This window comes from Pseudomonas frederiksbergensis (genome assembly GCF_003732275.1).
In the GTDB taxonomy this organism is placed as follows: Bacteria; Pseudomonadota; Gammaproteobacteria; order Pseudomonadales; family Pseudomonadaceae; genus Aquipseudomonas; species Aquipseudomonas frederiksbergensis_H.
Genome location: NZ_MOBM01000012.1, coordinates 201718 through 225367, shown reverse-complemented (window position 1 = coordinate 225367; position 23650 = coordinate 201718). Strand labels below are relative to the sequence as shown.

Below are 23650 nucleotides of genomic sequence, written 5' to 3'. Positions count from 1 at the left end.
GGTCGACTATTGTGACAACTGTCCCAGTACACTTCTAAACTGTTCCGGTATTGTTTCACACAAGAATAAAATGCCCGTGAAATCGAGTGCTGCGTCATGACCAATCTCTTGCTCTACCAACGTATTGCTCAGCAACTGGCCGAAGACATCCGCCGCGGTGTCTATCAACCCGGGGAGCGCGTGCCTTCGGTGCGCAAGATGAGTTCGCAGCTCAACGTCAGCCATGCAACGGTATTGCAGGCCTACGCCAACCTTGAGGATCAGGGGCTGATTCGTGCCCGGCCACAATCCGGTTACTACGTGCATCAGACTCCGGCGCTCACGGCACCAACCCCGGATATCGCCCGGGTCGAGCGACCTGGCCTTGTCACCCGCAGCAGCATCATTCAGCAAGTCCTGGTTGAATCCCGCCGCGAAGGCGTCTTCCCATTGGGCGCCGCGGTACCGAGCGTCGACTATCTACCGGTGCGGGCGCTGCATCAGCAACTGGCCAAAGTCACCCGTTTCCATAGCCCGCGGGCGTTCAGCTACATGTTCAGCCCCGGTTTCGAGCCGTTGCGTCGGCAAGTGGCTATCCGGATGCGCGATGCCGGTGTGGTGGTCGATCCGTCGGAAGTGGTGATCACCCACGGCTGCGTCGATGCATTGCAGATGTCTCTGCGCGTGTTGACCCGGCCGGGTGATCTGATCGCGGCCGAGTCGCCGACCTATTACGGTTTGCTGCAACTGGCCGACCTGCTGGGGCTGAAAGTCATCGAGATCCCCAGCGATCCTGCCACCGGCATGAGCCTCGAAGCCCTGCAACTGGCGGCCAACCAGTGGTCGATCAAGGCGCTGGTGCTGACCACGCGCCTGAGCAATCCCTTGGGCGGCACCATGCCCGAAGAGCGACAGAAACAATTGCTGCGCCTGGCCTCGGATTTCGATATCCAGGTCGTCGAAGACGATATTTACGGCGAACTGATGTTCGAGCAGGGCCGCACCAAATCGCTCAAGGCCTATGACCGGCTGGATCGGGTGATCTATTGCTCCAGCTTCTCCAAGACCTTGTCGCCCGGTGTGCGCATCGGCTGGATGATTGCCGGCAAGTACCAACAGGAAATCCAGCGCTTGCAGACCTTCAGCACCCATTCGGCCTGCAGCGTCACGCAAATGGGCATCGCGGCCTATCTGGAGAACGGCGGTTACGACCGGCATTTGCGTTACATCCGTCAGGAGTACCGCAAGAACCTCAGTGCTTTTCAGCTGGCGGTGCAGCAGTACTTCCCGGAAGGCACGCAGATGACCCGGCCCACCGGTGGCTTCATTCTGTGGGTCAGCCTGCCAGGGCGGGTTAATACGCAGGAACTGCATGTACGTGCGTTGCAGCAGGGCATCAGCATTGCACCGGGGCTGATTTTCAGTAATACCGAGCAGTTCAATCACTGCATTCGCCTGAACTGTGGCATCCCCTGGAACCGCGAGGCCGAGCGTGCATTGATGACGTTGGGGTTGCTGGCGACACAACTTTGTCAGGAGACGGCGAGCGGTTTTTGAGCGGCTGGGCAGTTCTGAACTGGCCGCTTGTCTTGTCGTCTCCAACAGGCGAGCATATAGCCTTCTGCCGTTCACGCCGTTGGGTCCATGAAGCCGATTTTTCCTGCCGCCTGGTTGTTGATCTGCCTGTTAATGACCTGTCACCCGGAAGGCGTCATGGCGGCTTCCGTTCAGGAAAAACCGACAGCCAGCACCACCGCGAAAAAAACGGCACCGGTCAAAAAGGCCGCACCGGCCAAAAAGCAGGCTGCAGCGGTCAAAAAACGTTCCCCCATTGCTTCCAAGTCGAAACCGGCCAGTGAAGTCGTGAAAACCAAACTCCCTTCGGCAAATCTCGACTTGAGCTTGCCCAAGGACATGGTCGAAGAACTGAAGCCGGTCGGCACGGTACAGTTGCCCCGACACGATGCGCTGTTGCCGCAAATGTTCGGTGACAAGAGCAGCCCGTTCCAGCTCAACGGTCGTCTGCTCAGCAACGAAATGCAGCTGCAATTGCGCAATGAAGAGCGTCGGGAAGTTGAAGGAGCGGCGCTGGAGTTCGAGTTCAAGCAGTAATTCCCTCCCATTCGTGACCCGCAAACCAGACGCTTTGTCGGAGACTGATCAGTCACGTTCGTTTGAACGAAAAAACCCGGGCTCAGGTAATTTTAAACAGGCGTTTTAGCCGTTACTCTGTGCCACGTCCCTTTAACACATTACCCGTCGCGAGGAGCTTGTCGTCATGAGATGCCGTGAAGGCTGTGGCGCCTGTTGCATTGCCCCTTCCATCAGTTCACCGATTCCCGGGATGCCCAATGGCAAAGCCGCCGGAGAACGTTGCGTACAACTGTCTGTCGATAACCTGTGCAGCATTTTCGGCAAGCCTGAACGTCCTGCGGTGTGTTCGGCATTTGAAGCCGATATCGAGGTCTGCGGAAGCAGCAGCGACGAAGCGATCAAGTTGCTGGGTTGGTGGGAGCAAATGACGGCCGCGTGATGTGTTCAATGAACGGAACTTCAACAATAAGGAATAAGATTATGGGTTCACTGCATCGTATGGCTGTGCTGTGTGGTTTGACGGTTCTGCTGGCCTCCACGGCCCAGGCCGAAGAATGGAAAACCGTCAAGGAAGAAGAGGGCATCAAGGTGTCCTTGAGTGAAGTGGCCGGTTCCCAATACAAGGCTTACCGCGGCGTGACCATCATGAAGACCACCATGGCCAAACTGCGTGCATTGCAGGAAGACGTGCCGGGTGCCTGTGCATGGATTCACGAGTGCAAGACTCAGAAGCTGCTCAAGCATGAAGGTAACCAGAACTGGACCTACACCCAGTTCAATACCCCTTGGCCGGTCACTCCTCGCGACTCCGTGTTGCATGTCACCACCATTGAAAACGCCGATGGCAGCCTTACCCGCGAGCTGGAAGGGCAGCCGAAGTACGTTCCGGAAGAAAAAGGTTTTGTACGGGTTACACAGGTCAAAGGTTTCTGGAAACTCGTGCCTAAAGGCGATCAAGTCGAAGTGACTTATCAGGCCCATACCGAACCCGGCGGCAGCGTGCCGTCGTGGTTGGCCAACAAATTCGTGGTCGACGCGCCGTTCAATACCCTCAAAGCCCTGAAAGAACGCGCCGAGAAGTAACCACCCGACTCTTTTGATAGGGTCCGTTCGAAAGCGCCCCGATTTGATCGGGGCGTTTGCGTTTTTACCTTGGGCGGGGCTTTATTTTGTTTCTGGATATGCGTTGAACGAAATTTTCACAAAGTCTCCAAGACAATTCACTCGCGCCCCAACCCGTCAGCCTCCGCAACTTTGCGCCACGTCTCTTGTCCCAGAACGCTACAAGCGACAGTCTGGCCTGCGGGTCAGTAATCAATGGTAATGCTGCGGTTGATCGTGCAACATTTGCGCACCGCGCAAGCCCCGGGGCCGAGGATGGCCAACAGAGGGTGAGACAGCTGATGCTGGTCAGTTAAACGCTATCCATGTGGAAGCGGGCTTGCTCGCGAAAGCGGTATGTCAGACGACTTCAATGTTGACTGTGCCGCCGCCTTCGCGAGCAAGCCCGCTCCCACAGGTTGACCGACCAGCGTTAGACAAGGCGCCGCTGTATTTTTGAAACTTCAACTTCCAATGGGTCCTAAAACGACATGGCAAACCCGGACGCCCTGAGTCAGCAGCGAGCTTCTAGTCGCCTGCTGCAACCGACCGTCAAATCGCATCTGGCCTACACACTGTTGTGTGCCCTGGTCATGATGGTCATGTTCAGCCTGCTGCGCGTGGCGCTGCTGGTCTACAACAGCTCGATGATCCTCGACACACCGGCTTCGACCTTTCTGGAAGCGTTCGCCAATGGCCTGCGTTTCGACTTGCGTCTGGTGGTTTACCTCAGCATTCCGCTGCTGCTGGCATTGTTCAGTGCCCGGGCCATGGCCGCCCGCGGGTTCTTCCGGCTGTGGTTGACCGTTGCCTCGAGCATCGCGCTGTTCCTCGGCCTGATGGAGATGGACTTTTACCGCGAATTCCACCAGCGCCTCAACGGTCTGGTCTTCCAGTACGTGAAAGAAGACCCGAAAACCGTGATGAGCATGCTCTGGTACGGTTTTCCGGTGGTTCGTTACCTGTTGGCCTGGGCCGTAGGCACGTTGATTCTGACCCTCGCATTCAAGGGCGCCGACCGCGCCACGCGTCCTCGCGGGCCGTTCAGCGGTGGCAGCATTAGTACGCGGCAGGTCGCTCCGTGGTATGCGCGCGGTGTGGTGTTCGTGGTCTGCCTGCTGGTCTGCGTGGTCGCCGCTCGTGGCACCCTGCGTCAGGGCCCACCGCTGCGTTGGGGTGACGTTTACACCACCGACTCCAACTTCGCCAACCAGCTGGGCCTCAACGGCACGCTATCGCTGATCGCGGCGGCCAAGAGCCGGATGTCCGAACATCGCGACAATGTCTGGAAGGCAACACTGCCACAGCCGCAAGCTCAGCAAATCGTGCGTGACATGCTGGTGATGCCGGACGAAAAACTGGTGGATGCCGATATCGCAGCGGTGCGTCGCGATTACATGCCGCCGGCCGACAAAACCCTGCCGATCAAGAACGTCGTCGTGATCCTGATGGAAAGCATGGCCGGTCACTCGGTGGGTGCCTTGGGCGCACCGGGCAACATCACGCCATACCTCGACAAACTGTCGAAAGAAGGTCTGCTGTTTGATCGCTTCTTCTCCAACGGGACGCATACCCACCAGGGTATGTTCGCCACCATGGCCTGCTTCCCGAACCTGCCGGGTTTCGAATACCTGATGCAGACCCCGGAAGGCAGTCACAAACTGTCCGGCCTGCCGCAGTTGCTCAGCGCCCGTGATTACGGCGACGTATATGTCTATAACGGCGACTTTGCCTGGGACAACCAGTCGGGTTTCTTCAGCAACCAGGGCATGACCAACTTCATCGGTCGTAACGACTTCGTGAACCCGGTGTTCTCCGATCCGACCTGGGGCGTGTCCGACCAGGACATGTTCGACCGTGGTCTGGTAGAGCTCAAGGCGCGGGAAAACGGCAAGCCGTTCTATGCATTGCTGCAAACCCTGTCCAACCACACGCCATATGCCTTGCCGACGCCATTGCCGGTTGAGCGTGTAACCGATCGCGGCAGCCTGAACGAGCATTTGACCGCCATGCGCTATTCGGACTGGGCACTGGGCCAATTCTTTGAAAAGGCCCGCAAGGAGCCGTACTTCAAGGAAACCCTGTTTGTCATCGTCGGTGATCACGGTTTTGGCAACGAGCGTCAGATTACCGAAATGGACCTGGGTCGCTTCAACGTGCCGATGTTGATGATCGCACCGGGCATCCAGGAGAAGTTCGGCCAGCGTGACCATACCGTGGGCACTCAGATCGACGTCGTGCCGACCATCATGGGTCGTATTGGTGGCGAAGTGCGTCATCAGTGTTGGGGACGCGACCTGCTCAACCTGCCTGAAGGCGACACCGGTTTTGGCGTGATCAAGCCGTCGGGTAGCGAGCAAACCACCGCCATCATCACGGATGACCAGATTCTGGTTCTGCCAAAGGAAAAGGAAATGGCGCCGAAGGTATATCAGTACGAACTGGGCGCGACGCCTCACGCCGAGATCGTTCCGGATGCACCGCGTACAGCCGAGCTGAAGCTCAAGCTCGAAGCGTTCCTGCAAACGGCCACTAAAAGCCTGATCGATAACACCGCCGGTGTGGTTCACGGCAAACCGGACTAAGTTTTGCCGCAATAGAAAAGAGGCCCTTCGCAGGGCCTCTTTTTTTTGCCGGAAAAATCTTTATATCTTGCCAAGCAGCAGCAGGATCAACAGCACCACCAACACTACGCCGATGATACCGGACGGGCCGTAACCCCAACTTCTGGAGTGCGGGAAGACCGGCAAGCCACCTATCAACAACAGGATAAGAATAACGATAAGAATTGTGCCCATGTCTGTTTCCTTGTTGGAAGCGTTGTGGATTGACCTAGGGTTTTAGCCATCAGCTGGACTTGTATTAATCCTAGCTGCTTACAAAATCCGACTCATGGATATGAAGAAAAATTCCAGGTTTTTTTAATGTATTTGGAAAGCACGTTTATTTCTTTTACTGCGTCTCAAAGTTGAAACAACCGGACCGCGCCGTGGTCATTGCTGGCCATTCAGCAATCTGATGGAGCGTGGGTCACGCATTATCCTTCGCTACACTCGGTGCATCTTCCCCGGAACAACAAGGCTGTTTGCTATGCAAAATCGCATGATGATCACTGGCGCGGGCTCAGGCCTGGGTCGCGAAATCGCGCTGCGCTGGGCGCGTGAAGGCTGGCAGCTGGCCTTGTCGGATGTCAGTGAACCCGGCCTGCAAGAAACCCTGAAGCTGGTTCGCGAAGCCGGCGGTGACGGTTTCATCCAGCGTTGCGATGTGCGCGACTACAGCCAGCTGACGGCTTTCGCCCAAGCCTGTGAAGAAAAGTTCGGCGGCATCGATGTCATCGTCAACAACGCCGGCGTGGCCTCGGGCGGATTCTTCAGTGAACTGTCGCTGGAAGACTGGGACTGGCAGATCGCGATCAACCTGATGGGCGTGGTCAAGGGCTGCAAGGCTTTCCTGCCACTGCTGGAGAAAAGCAAAGGCAAGATCATCAACATCGCTTCGATGGCGGCACTGATGCAAGGCCCAGCCATGAGCAACTACAACGTGGCCAAGGCGGGTGTGGTGGCTTTGTCTGAAAGTCTGTTGATCGAACTGGCCCACGAGGAAGTCAGCGTGCATGTAGTCTGCCCGTCGTTCTTCCAGACCAACTTGCTGGACTCTTTCCGCGGCCCGACCCCGGCCATGAAAGCCCAGGTCGGCAAATTACTGGAAAGCTCGCCGATCAGCGCTGCCGACATTGCCGATTACATCTATCAGCAGGTTGCCGCTGGCGAATTCTTGATTCTGCCTCACGAACAGGGCCGTATGGCCTGGGCGATCAAGCAAAAAGATCCGCAGTTGCTCTACAACGAAATGACCGTGATGGCCGACAAAATGCGCGCCAAGGCCAAACAATCCGCAGGCTGAACTTGCCCGTGCGCAATACCGTCGTTAGGGTGGCCGCAACCGGCCATCCTCACGAGACATCTGCATGATCAATTACCTGTGGTTTTTCCTCGCCGCGCTGTTCGAAATCGCCGGCTGCTTTGCCTTCTGGATGTGGCTGCGCCAGGGTAAAAGCGCTTGGTGGATCATCCCGGCGTTGCTCAGCCTGATCTTGTTCGCGGTGCTGCTGACCCGGGTCGAAGCGAGCTACGCCGGCCGCGCCTATGCCGCCTATGGTGGCATCTACATCATTGCCTCGATCGGCTGGCTGGCGGTGGTCGAGCGGATTCGTCCACTGGGCTCGGACTGGATTGGCGTGGCGCTGTGTGTGATCGGTGCGAGTGTTATCTTGTTTGGCCCGCGTTTCTCCGCTTCCTGAAGGATCGGTCCTTCATTCAAACCGGTTTGTCGGATACGTCCGTCAGGGGGATGCATCCTGCGCCGTAGGGCGAGACTGTTTTGCTGCCGTTGCATTGAAGGCCAGTCGTGCACCGGGCATCTTCAAGGGCCGGTAACCCTGAAGGATGAATGCCATGCTTGTACTTAGTCGCGTTGTGGGCGAGTTGATATCCATTGGTGACAACATCACCGTGCGGGTTCTCGCCGTCAACGGAAGCAGCGTGCGCTTCGGTGTTGAAGCGCCGCAGCAGGTCAACGTACATCGCGCCGAGGTCTATGAGCGCATCCAGCTCAAACAGGCCAAAGCGAAAGCTCGTTAAGCCTCAGTCGAACAGATGCTTGGGCACGTCGTGCTTGAGCATCAACTGGCATTGCTCGCTGTCCGGATCGAAGACGATCAGCGCCTGGCCCTTGGTCAATGCCTGACGAACACGCAATACGCGGGTTTCCAGCGGTGTGTCATCGCCGTTGTCCGTGCCGTCGCGGGTCACGAAATCTTCGATCAGACGGGTCAGCGTGTCGACTTCAAGTTGGTCGTGGGGGATCAGCATAAGGCACCTCGGCTAAACAATGGCGCGATGCTACGGCGAATGAAGGAGGGCGGCTAGCCTGGGCTAATCTGTCGCCTGATCCACCGCCATCGCGAGCAGGCTCGCTCCCACAATTATCGGTGTACTCCTGTGGGAGCGAGCCTGCTCGCGATGGCGATATTTCATGCGCTACACATCTCGAATCAGGCTCAGCCCTCCGAACGCTGCCCAATCAAACTATCCACCGACGGTACCCGCGTATCGCTTTCCATCTGCGTCTCGTGTTCGATCTGGTGACTGAACCGGTCCAGCGATCCCTTGGCCGGTTGTGCATCGCTGGCGAACACTGGCGGGCTGAGGATGTAGGCACCGAGCAGGCGGCTGAGGGCGGCGAGGCTGTCGATGTGGGTGCGTTCATAGCCGTGGGTGGCGTCGCAACCGAAGGCGAGCAGGGCGGTGCGAATGTCGTGGCCGGCCGTGACGGCCGAGTGAGCATCGCTGAAGTAATAGCGGAACAAGTCGCGGCGCGCCGGCAATTCGTTGTCGCTGGCCAGGCGCAGCAGGTGACGGGACAGGTGATAGTCATAAGGCCCGCCGGAATCCTGCATTGCCACACTCACCGCGTGTTCGCTGGAGTGCTGGCCGGGCGCGACCGGCGCGATGTCGATGCCGACGAATTCGCTGACATCCCAAGGCAAGGCTGCCGCCGCACCGCTGCCGGTTTCTTCGGTGATGGTGAACAGCGGATGGCAGTCGATCATCAACTCTTCGCCGCTGTCGACAATCGCTTTCAGCGCCGCCAGCAGGGCGGCAACGCCGGCCTTGTCATCGAGGTGACGGGCGCTGATGTGGCCGCTTTCGGTGAACTCCGGCAACGGGTCGAAGGCGACGAAATCACCGACGCTGATCCCCAGCGAATCGCAATCGGCGCGGGTGGCGCAATAGGCGTCCAGGCGCAATTCGACGTGATCCCAGCTGATCGGCATTTCATCCACGGCAGTATTGAACGCGTGCCCGGAAGCCATCAGTGGCAACACGCTGCCGCGGATCACGCCGTTGTCGGTGAACAAACTGACGCGGCTGCCCTCGGCAAAACGGCTGGACCAGCAACCGACCGGCGCCAGGGTCAGGCGACCGTTGTCCTTGATCGCGCGAACCGCCGCGCCAATGGTGTCCAGGTGAGCGGAGACGGCGCGGTCCGGACTGTTCTTCTTGCCCTTGAGGGTGGCGCGGATGGTGCCGCGACGAGTCATTTCAAAGGGAATGCCCAGCTCTTCGAGACGCTCGGCGACGTAACGCACAATGGTGTCGGTGAACCCGGTAGGGCTGGGAATGGCGAGCATTTCCAGCAGGACTTTTTGCAGGTAATTGAGATCCGGTTCGGGAATTTTGCGGGTCATGGAAACTCCTGATGGGTTGAGAGCATCGATGGTTTCGATGAGGAAAAGAGTGTGTGTGATCTGTCAGGGCCCCATCGCGAGCAGGCTCGCTCCCACAGGGGAATGCGGTCAAATGTGGGAGCGAGCCTGCTCGCGATGGCGATGGAACAGGCAACACATCAATGTCAAACCGCCGGCTGACTATGCGGAAACAACAAATCCACAAACCGCTCGGCCGTCGGCTGCGGTTCATGGTTGGCCAGCCCGGCGCGTTCATTGGCTTCGATAAACACATACTCCGGCTGGTCGGCGCCCGGCACCATCAGGTCGAGCCCGACCACCGGAATCTCCAGCGCCCGCGCCGCGCGCACTGCCGCGTCCACCAAGGTCGGATGCAGAATCGCCGTGACATCCTCAAGAATGCCGCCGGTATGAAGATTCGCCGTGCGCCGCACGAACAGATGCTCCCCGGCCGGCAGAATGCTGCTGTAGTCGTAACCCGCAGCCTGCAAGGTGCGCTGGGTCTCGTGGTCTTGCGGGATTTTGCTTTCACCACTGGTCGCCGCCTGACGGCGACGGCTCTGGGCTTCGATCAGCGCGCCGATGGAATGCTGACCATCGCCCACCACTTCCGCCGGCCGGCGAATGGCGGCCGCGACCACTTCGAAACCGATCACCAGAATTCGCAAGTCGAGGCCTTCGTGAAAGCTTTCCAGCAGTACTCGACTATCGAATTTACGAGCGCTTTCGATGGCTTGCTGGACCTCTTCGATGGTCCGTAAATCCACCGCCACCCCCTGGCCCTGTTCACCGTCCAGCGGTTTGACCACCACCCGTTCGTGCTCGTCGAGAAACGCCAGATTGTCGTCCGCGCTCCCCGCCAGTTGCTGGGCGGGCAGTTTAAGACCGGCGTTTTTCAGCACCTTGTGGGTCAGGCTTTTGTCTTGGCACAACGTCATGCTGATGGCGCTGGTCAGATCGCTCAGGGATTCGCGGCAACGCACCCGGCGACTGCCATGGATCAAGGTGAACAGACCGGCTTGCGCGTCATCCACTTGCACATCAATGCCGCGCCGATGAGCCTCTTCGACGATGATTCGCGCATATGGATTGAACTCGGCTTCCGGGCCGGGGCCGAGAAACAACGGTTGGTTGATGCCGTTTTTGCGCTTGATGGCGAAGGTCGACAAGTTGCGAAAACCGAGCTTGGCGTAAAGGCTTTTCGCCTGACGGTTGTTGTGCAGCACCGACAGGTCCAGGTAACTCAGGCCACGGCTCATGAAGTGTTCGATCAAGTGCCGCACCAGCACTTCACCGACGCCTGGGCGGGAACATTGCGGATCGACCGCCAGACACCACAGGCTGCTGCCGTTTTCCGGGTCGTTGAAGGCCTTGTGATGATTCAGGCCCATGACGCTGCCGATGATCGCGCCGCTGTCCTCATCTTCGGCCAGCCAATAAACCGGGCCGCCCTGGTGATGAGGCGTCAGCAAACTCGCATCAATCGGCAGCATGCCGCGGGCCTGATACAGCTGATTGACGGCCTGCCAATCCGCCTCGCTTTGCGCCCGACGGATGCGGAAACCGCGAAACACCCGAGTGGCCTGACGATAATCGCTGAACCATAGGCGCAAGGTGTCGGAGGGGTCGAGAAACAACTGGGCCGGCTCCAGCCCCAGCACTTGCTGGGGCGCGGCAACGTACAAGGCGATGTCCCGCTCACCGGGCTGCTCATTGAGCAACTCTTGGGCAAGGCTCGCCGCATCGGGAAAGGTATGGCCGATCAGCAGCCGGCCCCAACCGCAATGCACCGCGATTGGCGCGGCGCCCAATTCACTGCCGTCTTCGGCCAGGCGCGCCTGCAAGCGTTCATAGGAGGGCGCCTGACCGCGCAACAAGCGTTGGCTATAAGCCGTGGCGTGAGGTTTCATCGATCAGATTCCTTGTTCACTGAGCCACAGGTTCAGGGCTGCCAATTGCCACAGCTTGGAGCCGCGCAACGGGGTCAGTTGACCTTGCGGATCGGTCAGCAGGCGGTCGAGCATGGCGGGGTTGAACAAGCCGCGATCCTGACTCGGATCGAGCAGCAGTTCACGCACCCAGTTCAGCGTGTCGCCCTGCAAATGCTTGAGGCCAGGGACCGGGAAGTAACCCTTTTTGCGGTCGATCACTTCACTCGGAATGACCAGCCGCGCCGCTTCTTTCAAGACTTGCTTGCCGCCATCTGGCAGTTTGAATTTGCCCGGCACCCGCGCCGACAACTCCACCAGGCGATAGTCGAGAAACGGTGTACGCGCTTCCAGACCCCAGGCCATGGTCATGTTGTCGACCCGTTTGACCGGGTCATCCACCAGCATCACAGTGCTGTCCAGGCGCAGGGCTTTGTCCACGGCCGCGTCGGCACCAGGTTGTGCGAAATGTTCTTTCACGAAGTCGCCGGCCGCGTCGTTGGCCGTCAGCCATTTCGGCTGCACCGTGGCCGCGTAGTCGGCGTAGCTGCGGTCGAAAAACGCATCGCGATACGCCGCGTACGGATCGCTCGCACCGTCAACCTGCGGATACCAGTGATAACCGGCGAACAACTCGTCCGCGCCCTGGCCGCTTTGCACCACCTTGCAGTGCTTGGCCACTTCGCGAGACAGCAGATAGAACGCGATGCAGTCATGGCTGACCATCGGCTCGCTCATGGCGCGGAACGCCGCGGGCAGTTGCTCGATGATCTCTTTTTCGTCGATGCGCAGTTGGTGATGCTGGGTGCCGTAGTGCTTGGCGATCAGGTCCGAATACTGAAACTCGTCACCGCGCTCGCCGCCGGCATCCTGGAAACCGATGGAGAAGGTCGACAGGTTTTCAACGCCGACTTCACGCAACAAACCGACCAGCATGCTCGAATCGACACCACCGGAAAGCAGCACGCCGACATCCACCGCCGCCCGTTGACGAATCGCCACCGCATCACGGGTGCTGTCGAGCACGCGGTCGCGCCAGTCTTCTAGGGTCAGGTTCAGCTCGTCGGCGTGTGGGCCGTAGGGCAGGGTCCACCAGGTTTTCTGCTCGGTGGCGCCGTCTGCGTCGATGCGCATCCAGCTCGCCGGGGGCAGCTTTTCGATGCCCGCCAGCAAGGTGCGTGGGGCCGGGACCACGGCGTGGAAATTCAGATAATGATTGAGCGCCACCGGATCGAGGATCGGGTTGATGTCGCCACCCTTGAGCAATGCCGGCAGGGCCGAGGCAAAGCGCAGGCGTTGACCGGTGCGCGACAGGTACAACGGCTTCACGCCGAGACGGTCGCGGGCGATGAATAGACGCTTGGCGTCGCGCTCCCAGATGGCGAAGGCGAACATACCGTTGAGTTTGGGCAACAGGGCTTCGCCCCAGGCGTGATAACCCTTGAGCAGAACTTCGGTGTCGCCGTCGGAATAGAAGGCGTAACCGAGGCTTTCCAGTTCGGTGCGCAGTTCCGGGAAGTTGTAGATCGCGCCGTTGAAGGCCAGGGACAGGCCCAGCTGGTTGTCGATCATCGGCTGTGCCGAGCCGTCCGACAGGTCCATGATTTTCAGGCGCCGATGGCCCAGGGCAATCGGCCCTTGGCTGTGAAAGCCCCACGCATCAGGGCCGCGAGGGGCCAAGTGATGGGTGATTCGTTCTATGGCTGCGAGGTCCGCAGGTTGATGGTCGAAACGTAATTCTCCAGCTAATCCGCACATAAGTCCTTACCGGTTTTTCCGTTGGGGAGGGTCAATCGATACCCGCCAAAAACGGCGGGTACTCAGAAACTGACCCACGTGAATCCCTGGAGTTTTAGACCGATAAGTTATAAGGCTGCGCGTCAGGCTTTTCCGCGGACCAATTGGCGCAGAGCAAAACGGTTGGGATGGCAGGTCTCGGCCACTGTTTTTGGCAGTGGCAACGGCTCGTTTTCAAGCCATGCCGCCAACAGCTCGCCAGACAACGGCGCAGTGATCAAACCGCGAGAACCGTGACCGCTATTGACGTAAAACCCCTCGAGCCATGGGCAGGGCACATCGGGCACCTGCCGGGCATCTTTGCTCAGCGCGGCATAGGCCTCGGCGAAGGCGACTTGTTCAGCCAACGGTCCGACGATCGGCAGGTAATCCGGGCTGGTACAGCGGAACGCCGCGCGCCCTTCAAGCTGTTGCGGGTCCAGATCTGGAACATGCAGACGGGCGACCAGGTCAGTGGAAATTTCCTCGAGCAACGCCAGGTTGCCGAGGTGTTCGGCGACGGTCGGGGTCAGCTCATCGCTTTTGAAATCGAAGCTGGCGCCGAGTGTGTGTTCGCCCAAGCGTGCGGGCGCCACATAGCCTTCGGCGCAGACGACGGTGGCCAGGCTCTGGCTTTCAGGGGTTTGCGCCAGTCGGGTGATCTGGCCGCGAATGCGTTTGAGGGGCAGGTCGGCGCTGTGTGGAAAACGCTTGATCTCGGCGGCACCGGCCAGAATCACCACGGGCGCGCTGGCCAGCAGTGCATCGCCGTCCCAGGCCTGCCATTGATCATCGACCTTGCGCAATTCCAGCACCTCGCGATGGGGCAGCCACTGGATGTTCGGTGAGGACGCCTGCCACTGGCACAACGCGGGCGGATGCACCCAGCCGCCTTCAGGGTAGAACAAGCCGCCGTGCGTCAATTCGATGCCGGCTCGGGCCTGAGCCTGAGGTTGATCGAGCAGGTGCACCAGGCTCGGTGAAAAGGCCGCGGCCAATTGCGCCTGACGCTCGGCTTCCTTGGCATTGAAGGCCAGTTGCAAGACTCCGCAATCGTCCCAGTCGACGCCACGTTGCAGTTGTTCCAGCAGACGCCGGGTGTAGCCAAAACCGCTGACGATCAATTGCGACAGCGCCGTGCCATGGGCCGAAAGTTTGAGGTAGAGCACGCCCTGAGGATTGCCCGAGGCTTCCTGCGCCAATGCTTCGTGGCGGTCCAGCAGGCTTACTTGCCAACCTCGAGCGGCCAGGCTGGCAGCACTGGCGCAACCGGCCAGCCCGGCGCCGATCACCAGGGCGCGGCGTTCGCCGGTCAGCGATTTTGGGCGAGCGAACCATGGTTTTGTTGCGGCTGGTTTAGTGGCCTCTTCAGGCCAACCGAGGAACGTGCCCCGCAGGATCTCCCACTTGTGGCCGATGCCCGGCGTGCGCTTCATCTTGAAGCCCGCCGCGTTCAGCAAGCGGCGCACCCAGCCGGTGCTGGTGAAGGTGCTGATGGTCGAGCCGGGTGCCGCCAGGCGGGCCAGTTCGGCAAATAATTCGGCGGTCCACATGTCAGGGTTTTTCGCCGGGGCAAAACCGTCGAGAAACCAGGCATCGATCTGCGCATCCAGTTGTGGCAATTGCTCAAGTGCATCGCCGATCAGCAAGGTCAGGGTGACGCGGCCGTTGTCCAGCACCAGACGCTGAAAGCCTTGATGGATCGCCACGTATTGCGCCAGCAATTGATCGGCAAATGGCTTGAGCTCCGGCCATAAGGCCAGGGCCCGTTGCAGATCGGTCGCGCTCAGCGGGTACTTTTCGACACTGACAAAATGCAGCCGCGCACCTGCCACCGCGTGCTGTTCGAACAACTGCCAGGCACAGAGGAAGTTCAGCCCGGTACCGAACCCGGTTTCACCAATCACCAGTCGACCATCCACCGGCAAGGCGGCGAAACGGTCACGCAAATCGTTTTGCTCCAGAAACACGTAGCGGGTTTCTTCAAGGCCCGACCGGTCGGAAAAATACACATCATCGAACACCCGCGAACGCGGGCGACCTTGGTCGTCCCAGTCGAGCTGGGCGTGGGGCAATACAGGTTTCATGGCAGGCTCGGTAACGGCAAGGTGGCCATTCTAGCCGATCGCTGCTGCGGTGCTTGATCCATGGCAAGTGCCACATTGGTTGTGTCAGGGAAAAACGTCGCTTTTGTGACGAGGGAGCTTGCTCCCGCTCGGGGGCGAAGCAGCCGCAAGCTGGTTGTCGATGTACTACTGGAGTGCGGGGTTGCTGAGGTCGGGACGGCTTAGCCGTCCAACGGGAGCAAGCTCCCTCGCCACAGGGATTGTATCGGCCTCAAAGACTGATTTGTCCTATACATGAGCAGTCAATCCGCTAGTCTTGCTCAATCCTGGAAGGAGCTGCTCTCTATGTTCGAATCCGCCGAAATCGGTCATGCCATCGACAAAGAAACCTATGACGCCGAAGTGCCGGCCTTGCGTGGGGCCTTGCTCGAAGCGCAGTTTGAACTTCGGCAGCAACACCGCTTTCCAGTGATCATTTTGATCAATGGCATTGAAGGGGCCGGCAAGGGCGAGACGGTCAAGTTGCTCAATGAATGGATGGACCCGCGCCTGATCGAGGTGCGTACGTTCGACCAGCAGACCGACGAAGAACTGGCACGACCACCGGCCTGGCGCTACTGGCGGATGCTCCCGGCCAAGGGCCGCATGGGGATTTTCTTCGGCAACTGGTACAGCCAGATGCTGCAGGGACGGGTTCATGGTTTGTTCAAGGATCCGCGACTCGATCAAAGCATCAACGGGGCCGAGCGGTTGGAGAAGATGCTGTGCGACGAAGGCGCGCTGATCTTCAAGTTCTGGTTTCACCTCTCCAAGAAACAAATGAAAGCGCGGCTCAAGGCGCTGGCCGACGACCCGCTGCACAGCTGGCGCATCAGCCCGCTGGACTGGCAACAATCCGCGACCTACGACAAGTTCGTGAAGTACGGCGAACGGGTGCTGCGCCGCACCAGTCGCGACTATGCGCCGTGGCATGTGATTGCCGGCGTGGACGCGCGCTATCGGAGCCTGACGGTCGGCAAGATCTTGCTCGAGGGCCTGCAGAGCGCGCTGAAGAGACCCAGGATTCACCCGCACAAAGTCAGCGCAGCGCCCTTGTTCCCCAGCGTCGATCAACTGAATCTGCTCGACAGCCTGGACTTGACCCTGCAGCTGGACAAGGACGATTACGAAGAGCAACTGATTACCGAGCAGGCACGGTTTTCCGGGCTGATGCGCGACAAGCGCATGCGTCGCCACGCGTTGATTGCGGTGTTCGAAGGCAACGACGCGGCAGGCAAGGGCGGGGCAATCCGTCGGGTGGCCGCAGCGCTCGACCCGCGCCAGTACGACATCGTGCCGATCGCCGCACCTACCGAGGAAGAACGGGCGCAGCCGTATCTCTGGCGGTTCTGGCGGCATATTCCGGCCCGGGGCAAATTCACCGTGTTCGACCGTTCCTGGTATGGCCGGGTGTTGGTGGAACGCATCGAAGGCTTTTGCAGCAAGGCGGACTGGATGCGCGCCTATGGCGAGATCAACGACTTCGAAGAGCAGATCGCCGATGCCGGAGTGATCGTGGTCAAGTTCTGGCTGGCCATCGACAAACAGACTCAGATGGAGCGTTTCCAGGAGCGCAAAGAGATCCCCTTCAAGCGCTTCAAAATCACTGAAGACGACTGGCGCAATCGCGACAAATGGGACGATTATCGCGCCGCCGTCGGCGATATGGTCGATCGCACCAGCACCGAGATATCGCCGTGGACTCTGGTGGAAGCCAACGACAAGCGCTGGGCGCGGGTCAAGGTCTTGCGCACCATTAACCATGCGCTGGAAGAGGCCTTCGAAAAGTCCGACAAACGCGAGAAGAAACTGCAAAAACGCAAGCGCTGAACCGATGGCTACGCATACGCGGGGTGAATGATTGTCGCGGTCAGTCATAGGGTGGACTTATGCTCGGTCCAACTCCTGACTGACAACAACAATGAGGTGTATGCCATGCGTGAAGTGGTGATCGTCGACAGCGTACGGACCGGCCTGGCCAAATCCTTTCGCGGCAAGTTCAACATGACCCGTCCGGACGACATGGCGGCCCACTGTGTCAACGCGCTGCTCACGCGCAATGACGTCGACCCGGCCAGCGTCGAGGATTGCATCGTCGGCGCCGGCTCCAACGAAGGCGCCCAGGGTTTCAACATCGGTCGCAACGTCGCGGTGCTGTCACACCTGGGCATTGGCACGGGTGGCATGACCCTTAACCGCTTCTGTTCGTCGGGCTTGCAGGCCATCGCCATTGCCGCCAATCAGATCGCTTCGGGCTGCAGCGACATCATTGTCGCTGGTGGTGTCGAGTCGATCAGCCTGACCATGAAAAGCGTCAACACCGACAACCTGATCAACCCGCTGCTGAAAGAGCAGGTGCCGGGTATCTATTTCCCCATGGGCCAGACCGCCGAGATCGTCGCGCGTCGTTACGATGTCAGTCGCCAAGAGCAGGATTTATACGCTCTGCAAAGTCAGCAGCGTACCGCCCTGGCGCAGGCCGCCGGGTTGTTCAACGATGAAATCGTACCGATGGCGGTGAAGTATCGCGTTGAGGACAAGGTCACCGGCCAGGTGCAGATCCTCGACGGCATCGTCGACCACGACGACTGCAACCGCCCGGACACCACTTTGCAAAGCCTGGCCGGGTTGAAACCGGTGTTTGCCGAAGACGGTTCGGTGACCGCCGGCAACTCGTCGCAACTGTCCGATGGCGCTTCGATGACCCTGGTGATGAGCCTGGAGAAAGCCCTGGCGCTGGGGCTCAAGCCCAAAGCCTTCTTCCGCGGTTTTGCCGTGGCCGGGTGCCAGCCGGACGAGATGGGCATCGGCCCGGTGTTCTCGGTGCCGAAGTTGCTCAAGGCCAAGGGGTTGCAGGTGGCTGACATTGATCTGTGGGAGCTCAACGAAGCGTTCGCCTCGCAATGCCTGTACAGCCGCAATCGGCTGGAAATCGACAACGACAAGTACAACGTCAACGGCGGTTCGATTGCCATCGGCCATCCGTTCGGCATGACCGGTTCGCGTCAGGTCGGGCACATCGTGCGAGAGTTGCAGCGGCGTAACCTGCGCTACGGCATCGTCACCATGTGCGTGGGGGGCGGGATGGGGGCTACGGGGTTGTTTGAGGTGGTGCGTTAAATTCGCAAAGTTTGTATTGCCTGATTGACTGCTATCGCGAGCAGGCTCGCTCCCACATGGATCACTGGTGTTCACCAATATTGTGTTCACCATAGATCCACTGTGGGAGCGAGCCTGCTCGCGATGAAGGCGCAGCGGTTTACCGGCTCATGCACAAGAACTGCATCCGCTCGATATACGCCTGAATCTCACGCATCGCTGTCTCCCGGTTTTCAAACGGCCCCTCCAGCGTGTGTTCCCGCGTGGTGAAATACAGCTCTCCATTCACACGACACAAGCGGTCACAACGAAAGTGGGTGGCGGGGGCGTTGTCTTGGGCGCGCATGCCGTACATGGGCGATCTCCTGCGGGTGACGGTTTCAATGAGCTTATGCATGAACCACTTGCCCCGCCTGGCCACCTGATCGACGGCATATCGTCAACTTTATGTTGCGACCTGCACAGTTTCATTCGCGGCCCGTTGGCAACTGTCCCTGTGTCGCGCCCCGGTCTGAGCCTAGAATGACCGTTTTCGCCAATCGGCTTTGGGGTCAGCATGCATATTTCATCGGGTCGCTGGGTTTATGGTCTGTGCCTGGCCTTGCTGACTGCGTTGCTGTGGGGAATCCTGCCGATCAAGCTCAAGCAAGTGCTGCTGGTGATGGACCCGGTGACGGTGACCTGGTTTCGCCTGCTGGTGTCCGGCGGTTGCCTGTTCATTTATCTGGCGGCGACCAAACGCCTGCCGAGTCGCAAAGTCCTCGGCCCGCGCGGTGGCTGGCTGGTGTTGATGGCGGTACTCGGACTGGTCGGCAACTACGTGCTGTACCTGATGGGCCTGAACCTGCTCAGCCCCGGCACCGCGCAGCTGGTGGTGCAAATGGGCCCGATCATGTTGCTGATCGCCAGTCTGTTCGTGTTCAAGGAACGGTTTAGCGTAGGGCAGGGGATTGGCCTGTTGGTGCTGCTGATCGGCTTTGCACTGTTCTTCAATCAGCGCTTGAGTGAGTTGCTCACCTCCCTGACTGATTACACCGCCGGTGTGCTGATGGTGCTCTTGGCGTCCACGGTCTGGACCTTCTATGCCTTGGGTCAGAAGCAGTTGCTCACGGTGTGGAATTCGTTGCAGGTGATGATGGTGATTTACCTGTTCTGCGCGCTGTTGTTGACGCCATGGGTGCATCCGCTGGAGGCGCTGCAATTGAGTCCGCTGCAAGGCTGGCTACTGCTGGCGTGCTGCTTGAACACGCTGATCGCTTATGGCGCCTTCGCTGAAGCCCTGGCCCATTGGGAAGCCTCACGGGTCAGTGCGACGCTGGCGATCACGCCGCTGGTGACCTTTGCCGCCGTGGCCATGGCCGCGTGGTTATGGCCGGAGTATGTGCATGCCGAGCAGATCAATGGCCTGGGTTATGGCGGGGCGGTGCTGGTGGTGCTCGGGTCGGCGCTGGTGGCGTTGGGGCCATCGTTGATGGCGGGGCTCAAGGCCCGGCGGGTGCGGATGGCGGCCAGTTAGACCGCGTTATCGTTCTTCGCGGGCAAGCCACGCTCCCATAGGTTATGTGTCGATCCCGAATATTGCGATCGACACATAACCTGTGGGAGCGTGGCTTGCCCGCGAAGACTGACTGTCTGGCACTAAATCATTTTCAGATTCACCCCTGCTTGCCAGCCTCCAACATATCCTCCGGCCTCACCCAGGCATCAAAATCTTCATCCGTCAGATAGCCCAGCTGCAACGCCGCCTCGCGCAGGGTCAGCCCCTCGCTGTAAGCCTTCTTGGCAATTTCCGCCGATTTGTCGTAGCCGATGTGCGGGTTCAGCGCCGTCACCAGCATCAAACCTCGTTCCAGATGCTCGGCCATTTTCTCGGCATCCGGTTCCAGCCCGGCGATGCAATGCTGCTGGAAGTTACTGCAGCCATCGCCCAGCAAGCGGATCGATTGCAGCAGGTTGTGGATGATCACCGGTTTGAACACGTTCAATTGCAGGTGGCCCTGACTGGCCGCAAAACCGATGGCGACGTCGTTGCCCAATACCTGACAGGCCAGCATCGACAGCGCTTCGCACTGAGTCGGGTTGACTTTGCCGGGCATGATCGAACTGCCGGGCTCATTGGCCGGCAGTTTCACTTCGGCAAACCCCGCTCGCGGCCCGGAGCCCAACAGACGCAGGTCGTTGGCGATTTTCATCAGGGTTACGGCAAGGGTTTTCAGGGCGCCGGAGAGGGTGACCAACGGTTCGTGACCGGCCAGGGCGGCGAATTTGTTATGGGCGGTGACGAACGGCAGGCCGGAAAGGGCGGCCAGTTCAGCAGCGATCGCTTCGCCAAAACCGTGGGGCGAGTTCAATCCGGTGCCAACCGCAGTGCCGCCCTGAGCCAGCTCACAGACGGCCGGCAACGCGCTGCGGATCGCCCGCTCGGCGTAATCCAGTTGTGCGATGAACGCCGAGAGTTCCTGGCCGAAGGTAATCGGCGTGGCGTCCATCATATGGGTACGACCGGTCTTGACCAGTTTCATGTGTCGTGCGGACAACTCCGCCAATCCGCCAGACAACTCGCTGATCGCCGGCAGCAAATGCTGCTGCACCGCCTTGGCCGTCGCGATGTGCATGGCCGTGGGGAAGCAATCGTTGGAGCTCTGGGAACGGTTGACGTGATCGTTGGGGTGTACCGGGGCCTTGCCACCGCGCGGATTACCGGCCAGTTCGTTGGCGCGACCGGCGATCACTTCGTTGACGTTCATGTTGCTCTGAGTACCGCTGCCAGTCTGCCAGACCACCAGCGGGAACTGCTCGTCGTGGTCGCCGTCGAGCACTTCGTCAGCGGCCTGTTCGATCAGGCGGGCGATGTCGGCGGGCAGGTCGCCATTGCGATCGTTGACGCGCGCCGCGGCTTTCTTGATCAAGGCCAGGGCGTGCAGCACCGCCAGCGGCATACGCTCGTTGCCGATGGCGAAGTTGATCAGCGAGCGTTGCGTCTGAGCGCCCCAGTAAGCGTCATCCGGGACTTCTACCTGGCCCAGGCTGTCGGTTTCGATACGGCTCATCATGCACACTCCTGTCGGTCTGATAGCGCAGTTTAGGCCGTGATCGTCGGCTGTGGTTCCATCAGTCTGGAATTTGACCGTTCAACCCCTCTAAATCAGGCGCGACAAGGCTTGGGGTTGAGTGACACACTTTTTTAGGTGCAGAATGGACGCCCTTGAGGTTTTGCCTCGCCTGCTAGAAAAGGAAACTCGATGACTCGTCTTCGTGCCATCTGTACCGCGGTTGCACTGGTTTGCGCCAGCGGCCAGGTTTTTGCCGATACCGCCAGCCACAACGCCAGTGCCGAAGCTTTCCTGACCCTGGCGCACGCTGACAAATTGGGCACTCCGGTGTACATGCAAGTGCAGCAAATGTTCGCTCAGCGCTTCGAACAGACCAAGGCCCCTGAATCGAAAAAAGCCCTGCTGGAAACCTACCAGGCCAAGGCCAACGCCGCTCTGGACGCCGCCATTGGCTGGAACAAGCTGAAGCCGGACATGGTCAAGCTTTACACCACCAATTTCAGTGAATCCGAGCTCAAGGATCTGGTTGCGTTCTACCAGTCGCCACTGGGCAAGAAAGTTCTGGAAAAAATGCCGCAGCTGACTCAGCAATCGGCCCAGATGACTCAAGCCAAGCTGGAAAGCGCGGTGCCTGTGGTCAACAAACTGCTGGCTGACATGACAGCCGAGCTGGAGCCTAAAGGCGCTGCCGCTCCTGCCAAGAAAAAGCCTTAAGCGGAGTTCGGGATGACCATGCAACAACGCATCGAATCGACACTCGGGCTGCTACAGCCCGAGCATCTGCAAGTGCTGGATGAAAGCCACATGCACAGCCGTGGGTTACAGACCCACTTCAAGGCGGTGGTGGTCAGCCAGCAGTTCGAAGGCCTCAATCGCGTCAAGCGTCACCAGAAGGTGTATGGCACTTTGGGCGAACTGATGGGCGAGTTCCATGCGTTGGCGCTGCATACCTACACGCCGGAAGAATGGGCACAGATCGACGCGGCTCCGGCTTCGCCGACCTGTGCTGGCGGCAGCAAGCATTAATGTGACGGGCTGAAGAGCTGTTGTGGCGAGGGAGCTTGCTCCCGCTGGACTGCGAAGCAGTCCCAAAACCTGCAACAGCATTCTGTCTGAAAGAGTGCAGTCGCCAGCATTACGACTGCTTCGCAGCCGAGCGGGAGCAAGCTCCCTCGCCACAAAGGCATCTCGCAGTCCTAAAATCACACCGTTTTTGCTAGAATCCGCAACGCGCCGCTCACCCGGCGCGTTTTTTTTCGCATCCGGTTCACCCCTTACGAGGGTAGCCACCTGGAGAATTACCCATGACACAACAGATTGTCGTGGCGGCACTGTATAAGTTCGTCACCCTGGAAGATTACGTCGCCCTGCACGAGCCGCTGCTGCAAGCAATGGTCGACAACGGCATCAAAGGCACGCTGCTGATCGCCGAAGAAGGCATCAACGGCACCGTGTCCGGCAGCCGCGAAGGCATTGACGGGCTGATGGCCTGGCTCAAGAACGATCCACGCATGGACGACATCGACCACAAAGAGTCGTACTGCGACGATCAGCCGTTCTATCGCACCAAAGTCAAACTCAAGAAAGAAATCGTCACCCTCGGCGTCGAAGGCGTGGACCCGAACAAAAAGGTCGGCACCTATGTGGATCCGCAGAACTGGAACGCCCTGATCAGCGATCCTGAAGTGCTGTTGATCGACACCCGTAACGACTATGAAGTCTCGATCGGCACCTTCGAAGGCGCCATCGATCCGAAGACCACCAGTTTTCGCGAATTCCCTGACTACATCAAAGCCAATTTCGACCCGGCCGTGCATAAGAAAGTCGCGATGTTCTGCACCGGTGGTATTCGCTGCGAGAAGGCCTCGAGCTACATGCTCAGCCAGGGTTTCGACGAGGTCTATCACCTCAAGGGCGGCATCCTGAAGTACCTCGAAGAGGTGCCGCAGGAAGAAACCAAATGGCAGGGCGACTGCTTCGTGTTCGATAACCGGGTGACCGTTCGTCACGACCTCAGCGAAGGCGACTACGATCAATGTCATGCCTGTCGTACACCCGTCAGTGTGGAAGACCGCGCATCCGAGCATTACGTGGCCGGCATCAGTTGCCCGCATTGCTGGGATAAGCTGAGCGAGAAAACCCGTCGCAGTGCCATCGACCGGCAGAAGCAGATCGAACTGGCCAAGGCGCGCAACTTGCCGCACCCAATTGGTTACAACTACAAGCAAACTCCTTCCGAGGCTTGAACCATGTCTGCACGTC

22 protein-coding genes are annotated in these 23650 nt (G+C 59.3%); 14 read left to right on the top strand and 8 right to left on the bottom strand.

Annotation, left to right across the window (positions count from 1 at the left end; genetic code table 11):
- Positions 1 to 96: 96 nt before the first annotated feature.
- The 5 genes from BK662_RS09000 to BK662_RS08975 all read left to right on the top strand — a co-directional run bounded on the left by BK662_RS09000 (position 97) and on the right by BK662_RS08975 (position 5759).
- On the top strand, positions 97 to 1536 hold the full coding sequence (locus BK662_RS09000; protein WP_007903895.1) for an aminotransferase-like domain-containing protein: 1440 nt from the start codon (positions 97 to 99) through the stop codon (positions 1534 to 1536).
- 87 nt (positions 1537 to 1623) lie between these two features.
- Positions 1624 to 2091 carry a translation initiation factor 2 gene (locus BK662_RS08995; protein WP_123357773.1) on the top strand — a complete coding sequence of 156 codons (468 nt, stop codon included), beginning with the start codon at positions 1624 to 1626 and terminating at the stop codon, positions 2089 to 2091.
- Between the two features lie 166 nt (positions 2092 to 2257).
- On the top strand, positions 2258 to 2512 hold the full coding sequence (locus BK662_RS08990) for a YkgJ family cysteine cluster protein (RefSeq protein WP_123357772.1): 255 nt from the start codon (positions 2258 to 2260) through the stop codon (positions 2510 to 2512).
- A gap of 41 nt (positions 2513 to 2553) precedes the next feature.
- Positions 2554 to 3156, top strand: a complete 603-nt coding sequence (locus BK662_RS08985; RefSeq protein ID WP_123357771.1) for an START domain-containing protein — start codon at positions 2554 to 2556, stop codon at positions 3154 to 3156.
- 509 nt (positions 3157 to 3665) lie between these two features.
- Complete coding sequence (locus BK662_RS08975) at positions 3666 to 5759, top strand: LTA synthase family protein (protein ID WP_123357770.1); 2094 nt, start codon at positions 3666 to 3668, stop codon at positions 5757 to 5759.
- Between the two features lie 60 nt (positions 5760 to 5819).
- Here BK662_RS08975 and BK662_RS08970 read toward each other — a convergent pair whose 3' ends face one another.
- Complete coding sequence (locus BK662_RS08970; RefSeq protein WP_008012020.1) at positions 5820 to 5972, bottom strand: DUF3309 family protein; 153 nt, start codon at positions 5970 to 5972, stop codon at positions 5820 to 5822.
- A gap of 292 nt (positions 5973 to 6264) precedes the next feature.
- Between BK662_RS08970 and BK662_RS08965 the strand changes: the two genes are divergently transcribed.
- From BK662_RS08965 to csrA, 3 genes are all read left to right on the top strand, one after another.
- Positions 6265 to 7080 carry an SDR family oxidoreductase gene (locus BK662_RS08965; RefSeq protein ID WP_123357769.1) on the top strand — a complete coding sequence of 272 codons (816 nt, stop codon included), beginning with the start codon at positions 6265 to 6267 and terminating at the stop codon, positions 7078 to 7080.
- A gap of 64 nt (positions 7081 to 7144) precedes the next feature.
- Positions 7145 to 7477 (top strand): YnfA family protein, encoded by a 333-nt coding sequence (locus BK662_RS08960; RefSeq protein WP_123357768.1) that lies wholly within the window; start codon positions 7145 to 7147, stop codon positions 7475 to 7477.
- A gap of 154 nt (positions 7478 to 7631) precedes the next feature.
- A complete protein-coding gene (csrA, locus tag BK662_RS08955; RefSeq protein WP_123357767.1) occupies positions 7632 to 7817 on the top strand; it encodes a carbon storage regulator CsrA in 186 nt (61 codons plus the stop codon).
- 3 nt (positions 7818 to 7820) lie between these two features.
- On the opposite strand, the gene BK662_RS08950 is transcribed toward csrA, so the two are convergent.
- The 5 genes from BK662_RS08950 to mnmC form a co-directional block, all read right to left on the bottom strand.
- Positions 7821 to 8048: a YheU family protein gene (locus BK662_RS08950; RefSeq protein ID WP_025212539.1), complete on the bottom strand. Its 228-nt coding sequence runs from the start codon at positions 8046 to 8048 to the stop codon at positions 7821 to 7823.
- 188 nt (positions 8049 to 8236) lie between these two features.
- Complete coding sequence (locus BK662_RS08945; protein ID WP_123357766.1) at positions 8237 to 9427, bottom strand: osmoprotectant NAGGN system M42 family peptidase; 1191 nt, start codon at positions 9425 to 9427, stop codon at positions 8237 to 8239.
- Between the two features lie 164 nt (positions 9428 to 9591).
- Positions 9592 to 11337: an N-acetylglutaminylglutamine synthetase gene (gene ngg, locus BK662_RS08940; RefSeq protein ID WP_123357765.1), complete on the bottom strand. Its 1746-nt coding sequence runs from the start codon at positions 11335 to 11337 to the stop codon at positions 9592 to 9594.
- 3 nt (positions 11338 to 11340) lie between these two features.
- Positions 11341 to 13113: an N-acetylglutaminylglutamine amidotransferase gene (locus BK662_RS08935; protein ID WP_123357764.1), complete on the bottom strand. Its 1773-nt coding sequence runs from the start codon at positions 13111 to 13113 to the stop codon at positions 11341 to 11343.
- 122 nt (positions 13114 to 13235) lie between these two features.
- The gene (mnmC, locus tag BK662_RS08930) at positions 13236 to 15218 is read right to left on the bottom strand and encodes a bifunctional tRNA (5-methylaminomethyl-2-thiouridine)(34)-methyltransferase MnmC2/FAD-dependent 5-carboxymethylaminomethyl-2-thiouridine(34) oxidoreductase MnmC1 (protein ID WP_123357763.1); all 1983 of its coding nucleotides are present in this window, start codon (positions 15216 to 15218) and stop codon (positions 13236 to 13238) included.
- A 324-nt stretch (positions 15219 to 15542) separates the two neighbouring features.
- Between mnmC and pap the strand changes: the two genes are divergently transcribed.
- On the top strand, positions 15543 to 17066 hold the full coding sequence (pap, locus tag BK662_RS08925) for a polyphosphate:AMP phosphotransferase (RefSeq protein ID WP_123357762.1): 1524 nt from the start codon (positions 15543 to 15545) through the stop codon (positions 17064 to 17066).
- 105 nt (positions 17067 to 17171) lie between these two features.
- Positions 17172 to 18356 carry a thiolase family protein gene (locus BK662_RS08920; protein WP_123357761.1) on the top strand — a complete coding sequence of 395 codons (1185 nt, stop codon included), beginning with the start codon at positions 17172 to 17174 and terminating at the stop codon, positions 18354 to 18356.
- A 139-nt stretch (positions 18357 to 18495) separates the two neighbouring features.
- On the opposite strand, the gene BK662_RS08915 is transcribed toward BK662_RS08920, so the two are convergent.
- Complete coding sequence (locus BK662_RS08915; RefSeq protein WP_123357760.1) at positions 18496 to 18690, bottom strand: DUF6316 family protein; 195 nt, start codon at positions 18688 to 18690, stop codon at positions 18496 to 18498.
- Positions 18691 to 18891: 201 nt separating this feature from the next.
- Here BK662_RS08915 and BK662_RS08910 point away from each other — a divergent pair, with 201 nt between their 5' ends.
- Positions 18892 to 19851 (top strand): DMT family transporter, encoded by a 960-nt coding sequence (locus BK662_RS08910; protein ID WP_123357759.1) that lies wholly within the window; start codon positions 18892 to 18894, stop codon positions 19849 to 19851.
- A 139-nt stretch (positions 19852 to 19990) separates the two neighbouring features.
- Here the strand turns inward: BK662_RS08910 and BK662_RS08905 are convergent, their stop codons facing one another.
- Positions 19991 to 21385, bottom strand: coding sequence for a class II fumarate hydratase (locus tag BK662_RS08905; RefSeq protein WP_123357758.1), 1395 nt, complete (start codon positions 21383 to 21385; stop codon positions 19991 to 19993).
- A 192-nt stretch (positions 21386 to 21577) separates the two neighbouring features.
- On the opposite strand from BK662_RS08905, the gene BK662_RS08900 reads away from it, so the two are divergent.
- The 3 genes from BK662_RS08900 to trhO all read left to right on the top strand — a co-directional run bounded on the left by BK662_RS08900 (position 21578) and on the right by trhO (position 23634).
- Entirely contained in the window at positions 21578 to 22102 is a 525-nt protein-coding gene (locus tag BK662_RS08900) for a DUF2059 domain-containing protein (RefSeq protein ID WP_008005911.1), read from the top strand.
- A 12-nt stretch (positions 22103 to 22114) separates the two neighbouring features.
- Entirely contained in the window at positions 22115 to 22414 is a 300-nt protein-coding gene (locus BK662_RS08895) for a BolA family protein (protein WP_052964137.1), read from the top strand.
- Between the two features lie 278 nt (positions 22415 to 22692).
- Positions 22693 to 23634, top strand: coding sequence for an oxygen-dependent tRNA uridine(34) hydroxylase TrhO (gene trhO, locus BK662_RS08890; protein ID WP_123357757.1), 942 nt, complete (start codon positions 22693 to 22695; stop codon positions 23632 to 23634).
- The last annotated feature ends 16 nt before the right edge of the window (positions 23635 to 23650 follow it).